Origin of the sequence: Tunturiibacter lichenicola (assembly GCF_051013355.1) — a bacterium.
Lineage (GTDB): Bacteria > Acidobacteriota > Terriglobia > Terriglobales > Acidobacteriaceae > Edaphobacter > Edaphobacter lichenicola_F.
On the sequence record NZ_CP132944.1, the window covers coordinates 754,963 to 771,379 of the forward strand.

General features: G+C 55.7%; 10 protein-coding genes. 7 read left to right on the plus strand and 3 right to left on the minus strand.

All coding sequences use genetic code 11. The features are described 5' to 3' along the window. Positions 1-341: 341 nt before the first annotated feature. The gene (locus RBB82_RS03240) at positions 342-2,831 is read right to left on the minus strand and encodes an ABC transporter permease (protein ID WP_433973683.1); all 2,490 of its coding nucleotides are present in this window, start codon (positions 2,829-2,831) and stop codon (positions 342-344) included. A 384-nt stretch (positions 2,832-3,215) separates the two neighbouring features. On the opposite strand from RBB82_RS03240, the gene RBB82_RS03245 reads away from it, so the two are divergent. After that, positions 3,216-5,879, plus strand: coding sequence for a glycoside hydrolase family 3 C-terminal domain-containing protein (locus RBB82_RS03245; RefSeq protein ID WP_433973684.1), 2,664 nt, complete (start codon positions 3,216-3,218; stop codon positions 5,877-5,879). A 93-nt stretch (positions 5,880-5,972) separates the two neighbouring features. After that, the gene (locus RBB82_RS03250) at positions 5,973-6,686 is read left to right on the plus strand and encodes a hypothetical protein (RefSeq protein WP_433973686.1); all 714 of its coding nucleotides are present in this window, start codon (positions 5,973-5,975) and stop codon (positions 6,684-6,686) included. A 245-nt stretch (positions 6,687-6,931) separates the two neighbouring features. Here the strand turns inward: RBB82_RS03250 and RBB82_RS03255 are convergent, their stop codons facing one another. Together RBB82_RS03255 and RBB82_RS03260 are read right to left on the minus strand one after the other, a co-directional pair. Beyond that, a complete protein-coding gene (locus RBB82_RS03255; RefSeq protein WP_433973687.1) occupies positions 6,932-8,287 on the minus strand; it encodes a sugar MFS transporter in 1,356 nt (451 codons plus the stop codon). Positions 8,288-8,464: 177 nt separating this feature from the next. Then, positions 8,465-9,805, minus strand: coding sequence for a DUF1479 domain-containing protein (locus RBB82_RS03260; protein WP_433973688.1), 1,341 nt, complete (start codon positions 9,803-9,805; stop codon positions 8,465-8,467). 147 nt (positions 9,806-9,952) lie between these two features. On the opposite strand from RBB82_RS03260, the gene RBB82_RS03265 reads away from it, so the two are divergent. The 5 genes from RBB82_RS03265 (at position 9,953) to RBB82_RS03285 (ending at position 16,071) form a co-directional block, all read left to right on the plus strand. Further along, entirely contained in the window at positions 9,953-10,897 is a 945-nt protein-coding gene (locus RBB82_RS03265; RefSeq protein ID WP_433973689.1) for a helix-turn-helix domain-containing protein, read from the plus strand. Positions 10,898-11,168: 271 nt separating this feature from the next. Next, entirely contained in the window at positions 11,169-11,768 is a 600-nt protein-coding gene (locus RBB82_RS03270) for a sigma-70 family RNA polymerase sigma factor (RefSeq protein WP_433973690.1), read from the plus strand. Next, a complete protein-coding gene (locus RBB82_RS03275; protein WP_433973691.1) occupies positions 11,765-12,568 on the plus strand; it encodes an anti-sigma factor family protein in 804 nt (267 codons plus the stop codon). The genes RBB82_RS03270 and RBB82_RS03275 overlap by 4 nt, the downstream gene beginning before the upstream one ends. Positions 12,569-12,726: 158 nt before the next feature. After that, positions 12,727-14,862, plus strand: a complete 2,136-nt coding sequence (locus tag RBB82_RS03280; RefSeq protein ID WP_433973692.1) for an alpha-N-acetylglucosaminidase — start codon at positions 12,727-12,729, stop codon at positions 14,860-14,862. 21 nt (positions 14,863-14,883) lie between these two features. Then, a complete protein-coding gene (locus RBB82_RS03285) occupies positions 14,884-16,071 on the plus strand; it encodes an acyltransferase family protein (RefSeq protein ID WP_433973693.1) in 1,188 nt (395 codons plus the stop codon). Positions 16,072-16,417 lie beyond the last annotated feature (346 nt).

The following is a 16,417-nucleotide window of genomic DNA, read 5'->3' on the forward strand; positions in this document are numbered from 1 at the left end:
CTTTGGATTGAGGCCAGGTTTGAAAATTGGAGGCTTTCTCTTTGGTTGGCCTCGTATTGCGAACGATTGAAAAACATCCAAACTTGTTATCAGTTGCGAAACAGTGCTTCGGAGCTTGAAGACCCATAGCAGGACTTAAGACTTCCTAGGTTTCGAAAAACTCCTGTCAGCTTCCGGCAGTGTAGTCCTTATTCTGTGGGCTCATAAGTTCTATCATGCAAAGCTGGCTTTCATGCGAATATGAAGTCTGTGCCACAGCAAGCTGCCAAGTAAAGGACAGTACTTATACTGGAGTTCAGTTCGAATATATGTACCTGAGGGCGCTTCCTTCACAGTAGCGATCAATCTGCCCTGAGCGCTTGCATGGGATCGATGGAGGCGGCACGGCGTGCGGGAAGCAGCGACGCGATGAGTGCCAACAGAAGCACGAACACCGCCGCGAGCGTCAGGACGAGTGGATCGAATGCGCTGACGCCGAAGAGGAATGAGCGCAAGAGGTACGAGGTGGCGGCGGCGCCTGCAAGCCCGATTGCGCAGCCTATTAGTGCCAGCTTCGCTCCGGCACTCACGACGAGACGGATGATTCCTGAGCGTTGGGAGCCGAGGGCCATGCGAATCGCCATCTCCTGAACACGCAGCGCGACGGAGAATGCAATCACGCTGTAGATCCCGAGCACGGCGAGTATCAGCGCGGCCGCGGCGAAGGATGAGATTAGAGTCGTGTTGAAGCGACGCGGAGCTTCGGTGTCTGAGATTGCGTGCTCCATCGTTTGTACCTGGTTCAACGGTAGTTGCGCGTCGATCGAACGCACGGTGGCGCGCAATGCATTCTCCATCTGCTCTGGTGGTATCGAGGTGCGCAGGGCGATGAATCCGCCGTTGCCGTTTATGTCGCTCGGTGTGGCCAGTGCGCCAGCCATTGCCTCAGCTTGATCGACAGGACCATAGTATTGCTGCTTTGTCGGGGCGTCGGGGGAGCTTTCTTTCACGTCTGCGACCTCGCCCACGACGATTGCCCAAGGTGTGTTCATCGACTGCGTGCCGAGGCGTAGTCGCTTGCCGATCGGATCTTGCCCTGGCCAGGATTTCTCGGCGAGTTTTTGATTCACGATCACGACCACTTGGCCGTCGGCTTTGTCATCCTCCGTGAAGAACCGACCATGCAAAAGAGGTATGCCCATCGCGCGAAAGTAATCGCCTCGCACATGTATCGTCGTGGCCAGATCGATGCTATCGCCCTTGGGTTGGACGTATCCCTCCGGAAGGAACGCACCGTTTTGGTTGTTTCCGGCAGCCGGTAGGAATGAGGTCAGGCCCACGGACTTGACGCCGGGGAGAGCCTGCAGCCGGCGCAGGAGTTCGCGGTTGAACTCGTCCGCTGAGGCCTGGGTGGCGTACTGCTTTCCTGGAAGCGCGTACGAGGCTACGAGTGTGTGGTCCGGCTGAAATCCGAGATCGACCTGGCGCATTTTGTCGAAGCTACGAAGAAGCAGGCCCGAGGCTGTGAGCAGGATCATGGCAACCGCGATCTCAGCGATCACCAGAGCGGAGCGCAACCGTGCGTGTCCGCCCGCGCTGCCGGTACGTCCGCCCTCCTTCAGCGTGTCGTTCACGCTGGTGCGCATTGCTGCAAAGGCTGGTGCGAGACCGCAGATTACTCCAGTCAAGATGGCGAGACCGAATGCAAACCCAACTACCGGCCAATCCAGGCCGATTTCGTTGACACGGGGCAACGTCTCGGGGAGGAGACTTACACCCACACGAAGCGCCACAGCCGCGAGGATTAGACCTACGAAACCACCCGTTACGCTCAATATGAGGCTTTCGAGGAGTGTCTGCCATAGTAGCGTCTTCGCGCTGGCTCCAAGTGCTAGGCGAACCGCGGTCTCGCGCCGTCTACGGATGGCACGCACCAAGAGAAGACCGGCGAGGTTGGCACAGGCGATCAGCAACACGACGGCGACAGCAAGAAAGAGGGTGCGTACCAGTGGACGGGCGTCCTCAATCGTCTCCTCACGCAACGGCCTTACGACTGGGTGCATGTTAAATCCCGCCATGAAAGCCGGGTAGTTACGCACTGTCTCCTTTGCACTCCGTTCGGCATCAGTCTTAGCTTGCGATGGCGAGACACCGGGCTTCAGACGCCCCACCATGCTGTAGCTCCAGTCGGCCGAGGCGGTTGGTGTCAGTTCCTGCTCTTCGAAGCTCATCGGAACCCACAGTTCGCTGTGGTTCAGGCGGCCGGGTGTCAACGGAAACTCAAAGTTTCGCGGCATCACGCCAATGACCAAATACGGTTTGCGATCGAGCAGGATCTTTTTCCCGAGGATTCCCGGGTCCCCGTGAAATCGGCTCTGCCAAGTGCCGTAGCTGAGCACCGTTACCAGTTGATGCTTGTCGTCTTCCTCCTGGGTGAATATTCGCCCCAGAAGAGGTTGTACTCCCAGAGCCGGCAAGACCCCACCGGTTAATCGTGTTGCATTCACCATGGCGGGATCGACGGCACCAGATAACTCAAGACCGGCGCCGGCATATCCGCCCAGGCTCTCAAAGCTCTGCGTGTCTCGGACGTAGTTTCGTATGTCGGGAACTGTTACTCCTGCCTCGCCATTGCCTTGAATGTCGGCACCCTGGATGATGTCCGCCAGCACCATCAGTCGGTCAGAGTCGGGAAACGGCAGTGGACGCAGCAGTACGCCTTCGACGATTGAGAAGATTGCGGTCGTCGCTCCAATACCGAGCGCCAGCATTAATATCGCTGTGATCACGAATCCTGGAGACTTCCATAGTTGGCGAATAGCGATTCGTACATCGCGAAATAGAGATGTCATCAAAATTCCTCGAATAAGAGCTGATCGTGACTGTGCATTTACCTTGCCAGATACGCGCTGCGAAGGCGCTTTGTTCCGTCATTATTTTATGCATGTTATGCGATTGACAGGGATTTGCGATCGTCCGGAATTGGCTTCGGCTGTCCAGAGATGGACAGCCCAATCCAGCCTCGCGTGTTCCGCGGTCTTTTTCGCGCTCATGGAGTGCGAAGTTACGCTGAATTACGTCCCCAAAAAAAATAAGAGAAATCGTATTCGGAATTGCATTCAAAAGAACAAATCTTTTTAAGGCGGCGAATAGAGATAACGTTTTCTACACGTTTTGTGCTTTACTTCTTTCGCGATGCAAATCGAGTCTGAAGGCACCTTGAGATGGAGGCACTCATGAGAATCGTCGAAGTTCGAAAGACGGCCCTGTTGGCAGCTATTTGGGTCATTGTTGGCGCCGCCGGCGCGCAGACGACACCCAAGCCGACTTATCTTGACACGAGCCTGACAGCCGAACAGCGTGCCGCCGATCTCGTCCACCAGATGACGCTCGAAGAGAAGGCGACGCAACTTGTGAATCAGGCGCGCGCTATTCCGCGGCTGAACATTCCAGCGTATGACTGGTGGAGCGAGTCGCTTCACGGCGTTGCCGTAAACGGGACGACTGAGTTTCCGGAGCCGATCGGTTTAGGCGCAACCTTTGACCCGGCAACAATCCATGAGATGGGTATCGCTATCAGCACGGAAGGTCGCATCAAGCATGTGCAGGCAGTTCGGGCGGGGCATAGCAATATCTTCGAGGGGTTGGATTTCTGGGCGCCCAATATTAACATCTTCCGCGATCCGCGTTGGGGACGCGGGCAGGAGACGTATGGTGAAGATCCTTTTCTGACGGCGCGGATGGGCGTCTCCTTTGTGACCGGTATGCAAGGCGACGACCCGCGCTATTACCGCGTGATCGCAACGCCGAAGCACTTTGCAGTCCACAGCGGACCCGAGCCTACGCGCCACGTCGCCAATGTCGATGTGAGCAAGCATGACGAGCTTGATACCTACCTGCCCGCCTTTCGCGCGGCGATCATGGAGGGCAAAGCTGCGTCGATTATGTGTGCTTACAACAGCATCAATGGGCAACCGGCGTGTGCGAATGAGTTTCTGCTGAAGGATCAGCTTCGCGATAAGTGGGGTTTCAAAGGTTACGTGGTCTCGGATTGCGAGGCCGTACGCAACATCTTCAGTGGCCATCACTACAGAGCGACTCAGGCTGAAGCCTCGGCCATCAGCCTTCAGGTAGGCATGGATAACGAGTGCATCGACTTCATCGCAAAGGTGACTGATGACCATGACTATGCACCTTATGTCGAAGCAGTGAAGAAGGGCTATCTGAAGGAGAGCGAGATCGATGTTGCTTTGACGCGGCTCTACACAGCACGGATTCAACTTGGATTGTTCGACCCGCCGGAGATGGTGCCGTACACCAAGATCGATGAGAAACTGCTGGATGGCCCGGCAAATCGCGCATTAGCCCGCAAATTAGCGAATGAATCGATGGTGTTGTTGAAGAACGATGGCGTTCTGCCGTTGAAGAACTCGGGTGTAAAGATAGCAGTTGTCGGTCCGCTGGCTGATCAGACGAAGGTTCTACTCGGAAACTACAACGGAGTTCCAACCCATTCCGTCTCGGTGCTGGAAGGTCTTAAGGCGGAGTTCCCTTCTGCACAGATCCAATATGTGCAGGGGACACAGTTTCTTAGCAAAGACGGTACTCCGGTACCTGCGTCACTACTGACCACGGATGGAAAACAAGGCGTCCGTACGAGCTACGTGGTGATGGACGAGTCCGCGCTACTGGGCTCGGGGAAAGCACCTGCACCGCTGGCAACCAGGGTGGATCCCGGCATTGGCGTTTCGTCTGGACCATTACCGGCTGAAGTTGTTGGGAAGAAATCTGTGATCGTTCAGTCAGAGGCGACTTTTACGCCTACTGAAACAGGCGAGTACAACCTGGGGATCAAGGGTGAGAATTTTTATCGCGCATCGCTGGACGGCAAAGTCGTCACGATGGCGTTTATCACTAACGGCGTTGAGACGAAGCTGGGCAGAGTCCATCTTGAACAAGGTAAAGCGTACGCCTTGAAGGTGGAGTATCCGCTGCCTCAAGGTAGTGGGACAGCGCCGCAGCTTGTTTGGTCAAAGGTCGATTTGAAACCATCTCCTGAGGCGGTTGCAGCGGCGAAGAATGCGGATGTCGTCGTAGCTGTTGTGGGGATCACGAGCGAACTTGAGGGCGAAGAGATGCCGGTGAACGAGGACGGCTTCAAAGGTGGTGATCGAACCAGTCTCGATCTGCCGAAGCCTGAACAGGACTTGCTGGAGGCGGTGGCTGCTACTGGCAAGCCACTGGTGGTTGTGTTGATGAACGGGAGTGCGCTGAGTGTTAATTGGGCTAAGGAGCACGCGAATGCAATCCTTGAAGCGTGGTACTCCGGTGAGGAGGGTGGCTCGGCGATCGCTGAGACGCTTTCGGGTCGCAACAATCCAGCGGGAAGACTGCCGGTGACTTTTTACACTGGGGTTAGCCAACTTCCTCCGTTTGAGGATTACTCCATGAAGGCGAGGACGTACCGGTATTTTGATGGGACACCGCTCTATCCCTTTGGTTATGGATTGAGCTATACGAGCTTCGCTTACAGCGGATTGAAGCTGCCTACCGCTCCGGTGGCTGCCGGGGACGCGGTTGCAGCCAGCGTGACTGTTGCGAACACGGGCAAGGTTGCGGGTGATGAAGTCGTCGAACTATATCTCAACTTTCCTAAGGTCTCTGGCGCACCGAAGAAGGCGTTGCGCGGCTTCCAGCGTGTACATCTTGAGCCGGGGGCGTCGCAGGAGGTTCAATTCGAATTGAAGCCGCGTGATCTGAGCATCGTGACGGACGCGGGCGAACCGGTCATTCCGGAGGGCGAGTTCACGGTGTCAATTGGAGGAGGTCAGCCTGATTCTGGGTCGCCTTCGGTTAATCAGAACTTCCGCGTGAAGAACCGTTTGACATTGCCTGAGTAGTTGGTGGGAGAAGCTTGATGATGGAAGCGAACTCGCTGAGGCGCTTGTGCTGGCAATTGACGGGCTCGCCGGGGTTCTGCGAGACTCACGCGTATGCCATACAAAGGAAACGTTGAGTATGCTCAGGCGCGGAAGATGCGAGAGAAGAACACGCATCTCTATCGGCTTGCGCATTGGCCTATTTGGATCTGGGTATTTTTTCTGGCGCCGGGACCGTTGACGTTTGCGCTCTTTGCACACGGGTTTGGGCGCAATAATCTGACGTGGCTTGGATTAGTCTTGGTGGGGACTGCGGTTGCTGCTCTGCGCGGACAGCTGCCTGGTGCTGAGCCTGGACCGTACATTCTGCGCTTCGATGAGGATAAGCCGAATCCCCTTTATCGGCGGGTGTGTTACACGTTCGCGTGGAATGCGGTGGTGAGCTTTGCGCTGTTGAATCTGGTCGGATTGTTTATCGCGGCGGTGACGGGGTTCTGGTACATGAAGCAGATTTATAACTTTGGATATCTGCCGCTGTGCTTGACGATTTTGTTGCTGGGCTTGGGTGGGATGCTGCCGCGTGTGGGGTCTTCGACGAAGGGTGAAGGAACGGAGCGGCGATACTTTTATGGATCGGTTTGGGCAGTAACGATTAGCCAGACGATTCTGCTGGTGTTGTGGAAGATACTTCCGCAGACGCGCGTGGCTAGCTGGGTTAAGCTGGGGATCTTTGTTGGGGTGCTCGTGGTGACGGGGTTGGCGGCTTATCGTGGGAAGTTGCCGCGGACACGACCGATTGTGCCCGGAGAATTGATGGTCGCGGACTGATTTAATTCTTGTTGGATGAATCTATTTGACCGATTTTTTTTGATCGTGGTTTAGTGCGTTTTTGCTGGGGGTTTTGGCGAAAATGGGTGCCAAAACGTGGTGTTTTGGTGGTGAGTTTGTGGTGGAATGTGTGGTAAACGCGGTGCTTAAGCAGCCATGTTTCGACCGCTGAAAAATGCGCCACGGATTTTGGATTTATTTTTCGGAGTTCTCCTTTGGGACAGCGGCCTTCGGGGAAACTCGCCTTAGACCGGTTCGACGGGGATGAGTTTTGCTCCGAAGGTCTTGCGGCGGATAGCAGCGAAACCTAAGCAGGTGATGTAGACGTAACAGATCGCGGGGAGCAGGAACGCAGCGTGAAGGCCGATGCGGTCGGCGAGCTTTCCAGTAGCGAGCGGGATGATGGCACCGCCGACGATGGCCGCAATCATCACGCTGGAGCCTTTGCTGGTGAGCGATCCGAGACCCTGAATCCCAAGTGTGAAGATTGAAGGAAACATGATGGAGTTGCAGATGCCAACTGCAAGGAGAGCGAACATGGCCACGTGGCCATGGGTGAGGATGGTGATGGTGACGAGAGTGAAGGCGGCGAGAGCTGCAGTGCCAAGGACCGGGCCGGTGCTGATGCGCTGCAGGATTGCCGATCCGATGAAGCGGCCGATCATTGCTCCGCCCCAATAGACCATCAGGAAGTTAGCTGCCTTTGCCTCCGGCAGACCTGCAATGGTGGGCAAGCCCATAAAGTTGACGAGCAGACTGCCGATGGCGACCTCGGCACCGACGTAGGTGAAGAGGCCAACTGCACCTGCGAGCAACCATGGATGGCGCCAGAGGCTGTCGGGTGTTGTGAGCGCATCGGCGAAGGCACCGGGACGGAAGTCCTGTGTCAGATTCTCGTTCTGTTCCTGTGGTTTTAACTTGATGAGACTGAGAACGACTGCAAGGCAAAAGAGGGTTAGCGCCATGCCGATGTATGGCATGCGGACTGAGGCTGCCTCAGCCATTCGATAGGCATGGCGTGCCACCTCTTCCATGTTGTGCAGACGTTCGGGTGCGATTGGCTTTGCACCTTTGAGGATGAGGGCGGAGCCGAAGAATGGCGCGATGAAGGTGCCGACCGAGTTGAATGCCTGCGCGAGGTTAAGACGGCTTGAGGCGGTGGCGGGTGGACCGATCACGGTTACGTATGGATTCGCGGCGACCTGCACTGTTGTCATACCAGCAGCGAGAATGACGAGCGCCGCAAGGAAGATGCCGAAAGCAGCGTGACTGGCTGCGGGGAGAAAACACAACGCTCCGGCCGACATTATGAGGAGGCCGATCACCATGGCGCGTTTGTAACCGAACAGATCTACGAGCTTCCCGCCGGGATAGCTGAAGACGAAGTACGACGAGAAGAAGGCGAACTGTACAAGCATTGCTTCGGCGTAGGTAAGCTCGAAGATACTTTTTAGATGTGGGATGATGACGTCGTTGAGGCAGGTGAGAAAACCGACCATAAAGAACAGAGTGGTCGCGACTGCCATTGCGCGGGTGTCCGTTTTGATGGAGGGATCGGCGCTGTATCCCGTTGTGTTGCTGTATCCGGTATTGGGTTGCAAAGTTATCTCTTTCAGAGTCGACCAGTGAATGCGACACACTGTCGTTCTATTCATCCTATTTATTACGAGACAAATTATCTAATCGCCAGACAAGTCTATGCTTCGATTCGCACGAGCGAAATAGAGACGGCTGGCCATTGAAAGAGCCAGCCGTTCTTTGTGAATCGTGCGGAATGACTATGCCGATGTGGATGCCAACGAATGTACTGATTCGTTCTCTGCCTCTCCTAACGGCGCGAGGCCGAGCTGAGAACGGCCCAATGGTGTCAGGTCCGCTTTCGTTCCACGTCCTTTGAAGTCGACCTCGAAGTCGTCAGGGGCGAAGTCCGGCGGAGTTTCGCCGGAGAGGAAGGATGGAGCCTGTTTCGCAAGGTACGCTGTGTTCTTTGCGCAGCCTGGCGTTGACGAGATGTACATGACGTTGCTGTAACCCTTTCCGCGATGCTCGTTCTCGACGGCGTGAACGACATCGGAGTGCCAGAAGACTGTGTCTCCCGGCTCCATGAGCGGGATTGAGGAGAGAGCTTGCAGGAGGAGGCTGTGGTACTGCGGATTGATGGAGAGGGCGCGGCCTGGGGCCGCTCCACAAAGGTCGTCCTCAGGCACGTTGTCCTGCAAGGCGCGAAGGAGCACGTAGACCATCGATTCGGCGATGGGGATGAGTTGGAGTGTTCCGTCTCCCTGCCCTTGTCGCGTGAGCGCGGTCCAGCCCTGGAAGGTGCGGAACATGGAGCAGACGGCGGGGGATGGCAGCTCTCGTACTTCAGGGCGGAATGCTGCGTCGAAGGCGTTGTATTTGAACCAGTCGCCGGAGAAGACGTGACGGTAGACCTTGCGAAAGTTTTCGTCGAGCCAGCGCTCTACGGAGCCGCCGTCTACGTGGGGTGAGAGGCCGAGCGAAGCTGACCCGGGCGGGCGGCGGCGGATGCGGTCGGCGTAGACGGGGACTACGTTTGGATCGAAGTGGCGTTGTCCCTCGCTCTCTGCCTGCCATAGGTTGTTGAGGAAGACGCGAACGCGGGTGAGTTGCTCGGACTGCCGCGCCTGAACCTGCGGACGCGACCAGTAGATGCCGTAGATCTGGGGCTTGGCCGATGCGAGGGTTCCGAAGTATTTGTCTTCGGCTGCGTTGGCGAGCTTTGCATCGAGGCCGTTCTCTTCGACGTAGGTTGCGATCTCGTTGTCCCAGGCCTGGGCCTGCGCTGCTTCGAAGGTTCCACGAATGACACATGCGCCGCGGTCTTTGATCTTTGCGATCAGGTCATCTGGGACGGTGCCTGCCTTGACGTCTGAGAACTGTACGATGGGGATGACCGACTGCCCGGCCTCACGCTCCTTGACGATGATGTCGACGCGGCGGCGCATCTCCGCTTCGACTTGGTGAAATATTTCGGCGTGATTGGGAAGAGCTTTGCGCAGTGATTTTTTTGTGCTGCGAATCGCTTCCGGGAGATTGTCGATTACAAATGCCATGATGTTCACCTCTTCTGAGATCAGGAGGGTAGAGCCTTCATGCATCCACGCCTTCCTGGCTACGCGATTCCCGCTAAGAGAACCACGTGAGTGAGTCTAGGGTTGTGGGCGAATTGTGGCTGATGCAGATGGGCCAACTTTCGATACAATTCGGACAGCAATCGCCGGAGATTTGGCCGAAACAGGAGAGCGATGAAACCGCAGTTTGAGCGCGTTACATTTCCTAAGGGCTGCTCGCTTCGCGTGTACCACCGTCGCGTGCCGGAGATTCCGTTCGAGTGGCATCATCACCCTGAGTATGAGTTGACGCTGACGTTGAATAGCCGTGGGTGGCGTTTCATCGGCGATCACATTGGACAGTATCAGGCGCCTGATCTGGTGCTTGTGCCTTCAGACATGCCGCACACGTGGGCTTCGACTGCGACACCCGATGCGAAGGAGCCGCATACTGCGATTGTGATCTGGTTCTCGGGGGCGTGGGCTCTACGACTTGCTGAGATATGCCCGGAGTATGGAAAGATTCGGAGGCTGTTGCGAAGTGCAACGACTGGTCTGGCGTTTTCGACGGAGACTGCTGCTTTGATGAGCGGGCGTTTGGCGGGGCTGCTGGGCGAGAGCGCGACGAATCGTCTGCACACGGCGCTCGATCTTCTGTTGGAGCTTGCAGAGGCCGAGACGACTCCGCTTTCGAAGGCCGGTGTTACGGTGCCTGCTACGTCTGATGCAGAACCGGCTCAGTTGACGCGTGTGCTCAATCATCTGCACAAACGCTTTCAAGAGATTATTCGTATCGATGCACTTTGCAGGGTTGGGAATATCTCGCCGCGATCGCTACATCGTCTGTTCGTGAAGCATACGGGAGAAAGTGTGAGTGACTATCTTAGTAAGCTTCGGGTTGGGCGTGCTTGCATGCGGCTTGCGGAGACTGATCTTCCGGTGAGCATGATCGCGGGTGAGGTGGGTCTGTCGAACCTTGCTAACTTTAATCGACAGTTTCGCAGGGTTCGACAGATGACGCCTACTGCGTATCGGGAGTACTTCCAGAAGCATGGGGAGTTGCCGGGCGGTGCTGGGGAGGGGGTTCAGGTTCGTCCTCGGTCACTTGATCGTCCTCGAAGGCGCGTTAGTCGACGCTGACCATAGTGGACTGCTATTGGCCTGCACTCTGCTGCAGATATTGATGAGGTCGCTACGATGCCGTCGGGGCTGGCTTTGCTGGTCGTTCGGCACCTACGGGGGTGGGGTCTTGAGGTTGCTCCTGTGTTGGGTCGGTGTTGCGTTTGTCGCTCATGATTAGATCCTCCATGGACGCAAACTGAGTTTTAGTGAGATTATTCCGTCCAAAATGGAATAAATTGGTCGCACGCTAGTTTTCGTCAGTGGAAGATGTTAGTGGAAGTCTAAGACGATGACGCTGCTGCGATGGAAATCCGCGCCTCGCCAAGATCCGCCCCAAACCTCCGGGTTTGAGGGCCTTGCGATGCCTTTGCTTCCTTCGCTCTATAACGTTGCCAAGTGGCTTACCCGTAACGACAATGACGCGGAGGACCTTGTGCAGGAGACTTTTTTGAAGGCACTTCGCGGTTTCGCCTCATTCGAGCCCGGCACAAACTTCAAGGCCTGGATCTTCCGGATTCTAAGAAATACGTACCTGACTTCGCGCAGTGGGCTGGCAGCTTTCCGCACGGTTGCGCTGGAAGATCAGTTGGGAGACGGCGAAGAGTCCGGGTCGCGCCTTTATCCCGAAGGTGCGATCGATCGTGAGACGCCTGAGATCAATCTCCTTCGGCTGAGCGATCGTGCAGCGATCGAAGCTGCTATGGAAAAGTTGTCTCCTCCGCTGCTTGAGGTTCTTCTACTCTGCGATGTTGAAGAGATGAAGTACAAAGAGATTGCCAGTGTTCTTGAAGTTCCCATCGGGACTGTGATGTCGCGCATTGCGCGAGCACGTGCATCTCTTCGTGAAACGTTGCAGGTTTCAATGGTGCCAAGGGAGTTCCGCGCATGACCGATCATCTTTCTTCTGCAGTTCTGAACTCGCTCGTCGATGGAGAGTTGCAGCCTGAACAATTGGCCAGCGCGAACCAACATCTCGCCGCCTGTCCTGCGTGCACCTCCGACGCACTTGGACAAAGCCTGCTGAAGTCTTCCACCTCTAAGGCTGGTCAACGGAACACACCTCCCCAAGATCTGCAGGAACGCCTGGCACGTTTGGTGTCAAATATGGATTCGGAGCCTGAGGTGGCGTCGCACTCTTCGACGGTGTTGCCCTCGAAGGGGCGATCTGAATGGCTGGGTTGGTTTGCTGCTGCCGCTCTCTTTTTAGTATCGGTAAGCCTGGGATTTTTGCAGCGTTCACAGCTTGCGTCAATGCGACAGGCTGCATGGGTCACCGAGGTCTCTGATCAACATATCGCCACCCTTGCGACGAGCTTGCCGCCACAGGTGCTCTCTACGGACCGGCATACTGTAAAGCCGTGGTTTCAGGGAAAGATTCCCTTCAGCTTCAACATACCGGAGAACCTGCCGAGCGATACGACTCTCGATGGAGCTAATCTGGCTTACCTCGGAAACGAGCCGGTTGCACAGTTGCTCTACAGCATTGGTAAACATCGGGTCTCAGTCTTTATTCGGAAGAATGCAGGTTCTGTGGTCGCAAAGGAGCCGCTGACGGAACACTCAGGATTCCACGTAAAGGGTTTTTCCAATGGAGATCTTACATTTGTTGCGGTTAGTGACGTTGAGCCAAGTCGGCTGTCGGGCTTGCTCGACGCCATCGAAAAGGCGCAAACAGCGACTCATCCCTAGGGATTTTCAAGCTCCGCTCTCTGTGGGGAGAAACGAATACATTAAGACATAAGAACAGTGCCCAGTATCCGCTAAACTTCGCTACATTGGTGTGCATGGGTTTGAGGCACTTACTTTCCACTTCACTTCTCGTTCTCGGTCTGCTGGTACAGCCAGCGATGACTTGTGCCGAGTCGCCTACATCGGCTGCAGAGGGGGTGCTTCAGCGCCTGATGTCACAGCTGGCACGCCAGTTTGATCTGGCTCTCGTTGCCAGACCAGACAATAAAGATTATTTCCGCATCGCGGGCACTCGAGGACATATTCGAGTTGAGGCAGCCACACAGCCTACCCTTCTCTATGGCGTTAATTGGTATCTGAAGTATGTGGCGCATTTGCAGGTATCCACCAATGGGGTTCAGTTGGGCTCTCCTGGCCTTATACTCGCAGCACCAAAGACAGCCATTGAGAAGCCTGCTCTTTATCGCTGGCGCTATGCGTTGAATGAGAACGTTGACGGCTACTCTGCCCCTTACTGGGATGCGAAACGCTGGCAGCGTGAGATCGATATTCTCGCGTTCAGCGGAACGAACGCCGTCCTGATCGAACGTGGAATGGACCTGGTTCTGTATCAGACCTTCCGCGACGCCGGCTACTCGGATGAGGCGATTCGTAACTGGATTGTTCAGCCTGCACACCAGAACTGGCAGTTGATGGGAAATATGTGTTGTTTCGAGGCTCCGATTTCGATGGAGCTTCTTGAGAAGCGATCTCGCTCTGCTCAACAACTGATTGCAACTCTGCGCAGGCTGGGTATTACACCAGTTCTACCCGGCTACTATGGCATTGTCCCCGCGGACTTTGCTTGTCTCCATTCGGGCGCGCACGTTATCACTCAAGGGGACTGGAACGGATTTACTCGGCCAGGCTGGCTTGATCCACGCGATCCAAACTTCGACAAACTAGCAGAGTCTTTCTATCGCCATCAGCATGCTCTCTATGGTGATTCGGCGATCTACGACATGGAGATCTTTCAGGAGGGTGGAGCGTCAGGCGACGTCCCGGTGCCGGAGGCTGCAAAGCAGGTTCAGTTGGCTCTGAGGCGGGCTCATCCGGATGCGCTTTGGATGTTGCTTGGATGGCAGCAGAATCCGACTCAGGAACTGCTCTCTTCTCTCGACACCAGTCACGTTCTCATCGCAGAGATCGAGCAGGGGCGCATACCCCGCGAGGACCGCGATAGAGAATTTCGCGGCGCGGTGTGGCTCTACGGCGGACTGTGGGAGTTTGGTGGACGCACTACGATGGGAGCGCCGCTCTATGACTACGCTGTTCGTCTGCCAGAGATGGCGAAGCGGGCTGGCAGCCGTATTGTAGGTACCGCTATCTTCACAGAAGGGTTGGATACGAATCCTGTTGCCTTTGATCTTTACACTGAGATGGCGTGGCATACCGATTCGGTTAATCTGAGTGAGTGGACCGACGAATATGCGGTACGCCGATATGGCGCGGATGATTCTCATGCGCGCAGGGCGTGGCAGATCCTTCTCAAAACAGCGTATGGATATCGCGCCGACGGCAACATGCAACATGGCGAGCGTGATGCTTCGCAGGACTCCGTCTTCAACTCTCAACCTTCGCTGACAGCAACGCGCGCGGCCACATGGTCTCCCGATGTTCTTCGCTACAATCCGGACGAATTTGCACCGGCGCTTACGGAACTGCTACAGGTTGCGCCTGCGCTCCGCTCCGGTGAGACATACCGTTATGATCTTGTCGACGTCGCGCGGCAGACAATGGCCAATGAAGGCCGTCGCCTGCTGCCGCTCATCAAGCAGGCTTATGATTCGAAGGATAAAGCTGCGTTTGCCCGGCTAAGCCAAGAATGGCTTCTTGATATGGAGCTGCAGGACAAACTGTTGCAAACCAGCCCGTTTTTTCTTCTCGGACGATGGCTCTCTTTTGTTCCGCCATGGGCCTCTTCACCGGCAGAGCTTGATCGTCTCAACTACGATGCTCGGTCGATTCTGACTACGTGGGGTGACCGCAAGGCAAGCGAGTACGGTCTTCATGAATACGGCAACCGCGACTGGGCTGGCCTGACGAGCGACTACTATATGCCGCGCTGGCGAATGTACTTCGGCTCGCTCGCTGACTCGCTTGCGACGGGAGAAGCTCCGAAGAGTATCGACTGGTATGATTTTGGCGACCATTGGAACCACAGTCAAAAGAGCTACACTGCTGTGCCGCAAGGTGACCCCTATGCCGCCGCCCTTGCCATCGCTCATGCTCTCCATCTCGCACCTAACCAATAGATTGAGGCGCACCAGTACACTATGACAACGATGAGCGCACCCTCCGAAAGTCCCTGGCCATCTCTTACCGCCGCGCGGCCGGGCCGCCTGCTGTCGCTCGACTTTCTCCGCGGCCTGACCATTGCCTTCATGATCCTCGTCAATAACAACGGCAGCGAGGTTTACGCGTACTGGCCGCTTAAGCACGCGGCATGGAATGGCTTCACGCCGACCGATCTCGTCTTCCCTACTTTTCTTTTTCTTGTCGGTATCTCGACAGTCTTCTCCAGTGCCTCCCGTATTGCGCAGGGTGCGACGAGGCAGTCGCTGCTTTTGCATGTTGTTCGACGCTCTGTGATTCTTTTTTTGCTTGGCCTGGTGGTGAACAGCTTTCCATTCTTCAATCTCCACACGATGCGCTTCTACGGTGTGCTTCCTCGCATCGCCGTCTGTTATCTGATCGTAGCTTCGCTCTATCTTGTCAGTCCGGGCTGGCGCGGCAAGGTGGCTCTTGCAGTCGCCGCGCTCGTTGGATATTGGATTCTGATGCGGTTTGTTCCGGTGCCCGGATATGGCGTGCCTGGACGTGACATTCCCCTGCTTGACCACGATGCAAATCTTACCGCGTGGCTGGATCGCCAGATTTTTTCTGCGCCGCATCTGTACGAGCACACACGCGATCCCGAGGGCCTGCTCAGTACAATTCCAGCCCTGGCTACGGCTTTGCTTGGCCTGCTGACGGGTATTTGGTTGCGGACTCAACGCAAACTCAGCCAGAAGGTGAGTGGAGTCGCGATCGCCGGAATTACAGGTATTCTTCTCGGCGGTCTATGGAACTTTACTTTCCCTATCAATAAGAAGCTCTGGACCAGCTCGTACGTTCTCTTCGCCGGCGGGCTTAGCCTTCTGCTGCTCGCGCTGTGTCTTGCGATTGTGGATCTGCCAGAGAAAAAATCTGGTAAGCAGAACCGCTCTCGTTTGCTTGCCCCATTCTTCATCTTTGGGACCAACGCTATCGCGGCCTATGTCTTCTCTGAGCTTCTGGCGGCGGCGATCGCCAGCATTCGTTTGCAGCCGGGCCTCAGCTTGCAGCAATACTGCTATCAGTTGATTGCCCGAATCGTGCCGAACCCGGCCTTTGCTTCCCTGCTCTACTCCCTCTTGTTCGTTGTCGTCTGCTGGCTTTTTGTCGCTGCCCTCTACCGCCGCAAGATTTTTCTCAAGGTCTGATCCGTCTCTAACAATGACGTAGTTAGAAGATGAATCCTTTACGACGTGCGAGGCTCGAGTCTTGTAATATCGTCTTTCCCTTTTGAACCAAGGGGGAGTAATCTCTCAGGACTGGCTGGGTATTTGTCGGCGCTCTTGACTGCGATCCGAACGAACGAGTACTTTATCCGTGCGTCTAGTCTCTATGCTCTACGCTCACTAGTGCGACCCGCCGCCTGTGGAATTTCAACCATTCGACCTATCGCCATTGAAACAGCGCTTTAGGCATTCCCCCGGAATCATATTTGAGTCAAGTTGACCGTTTGAGGAATCAAAGTTTTTGCCGGCGGCGGATATCTGAATGATG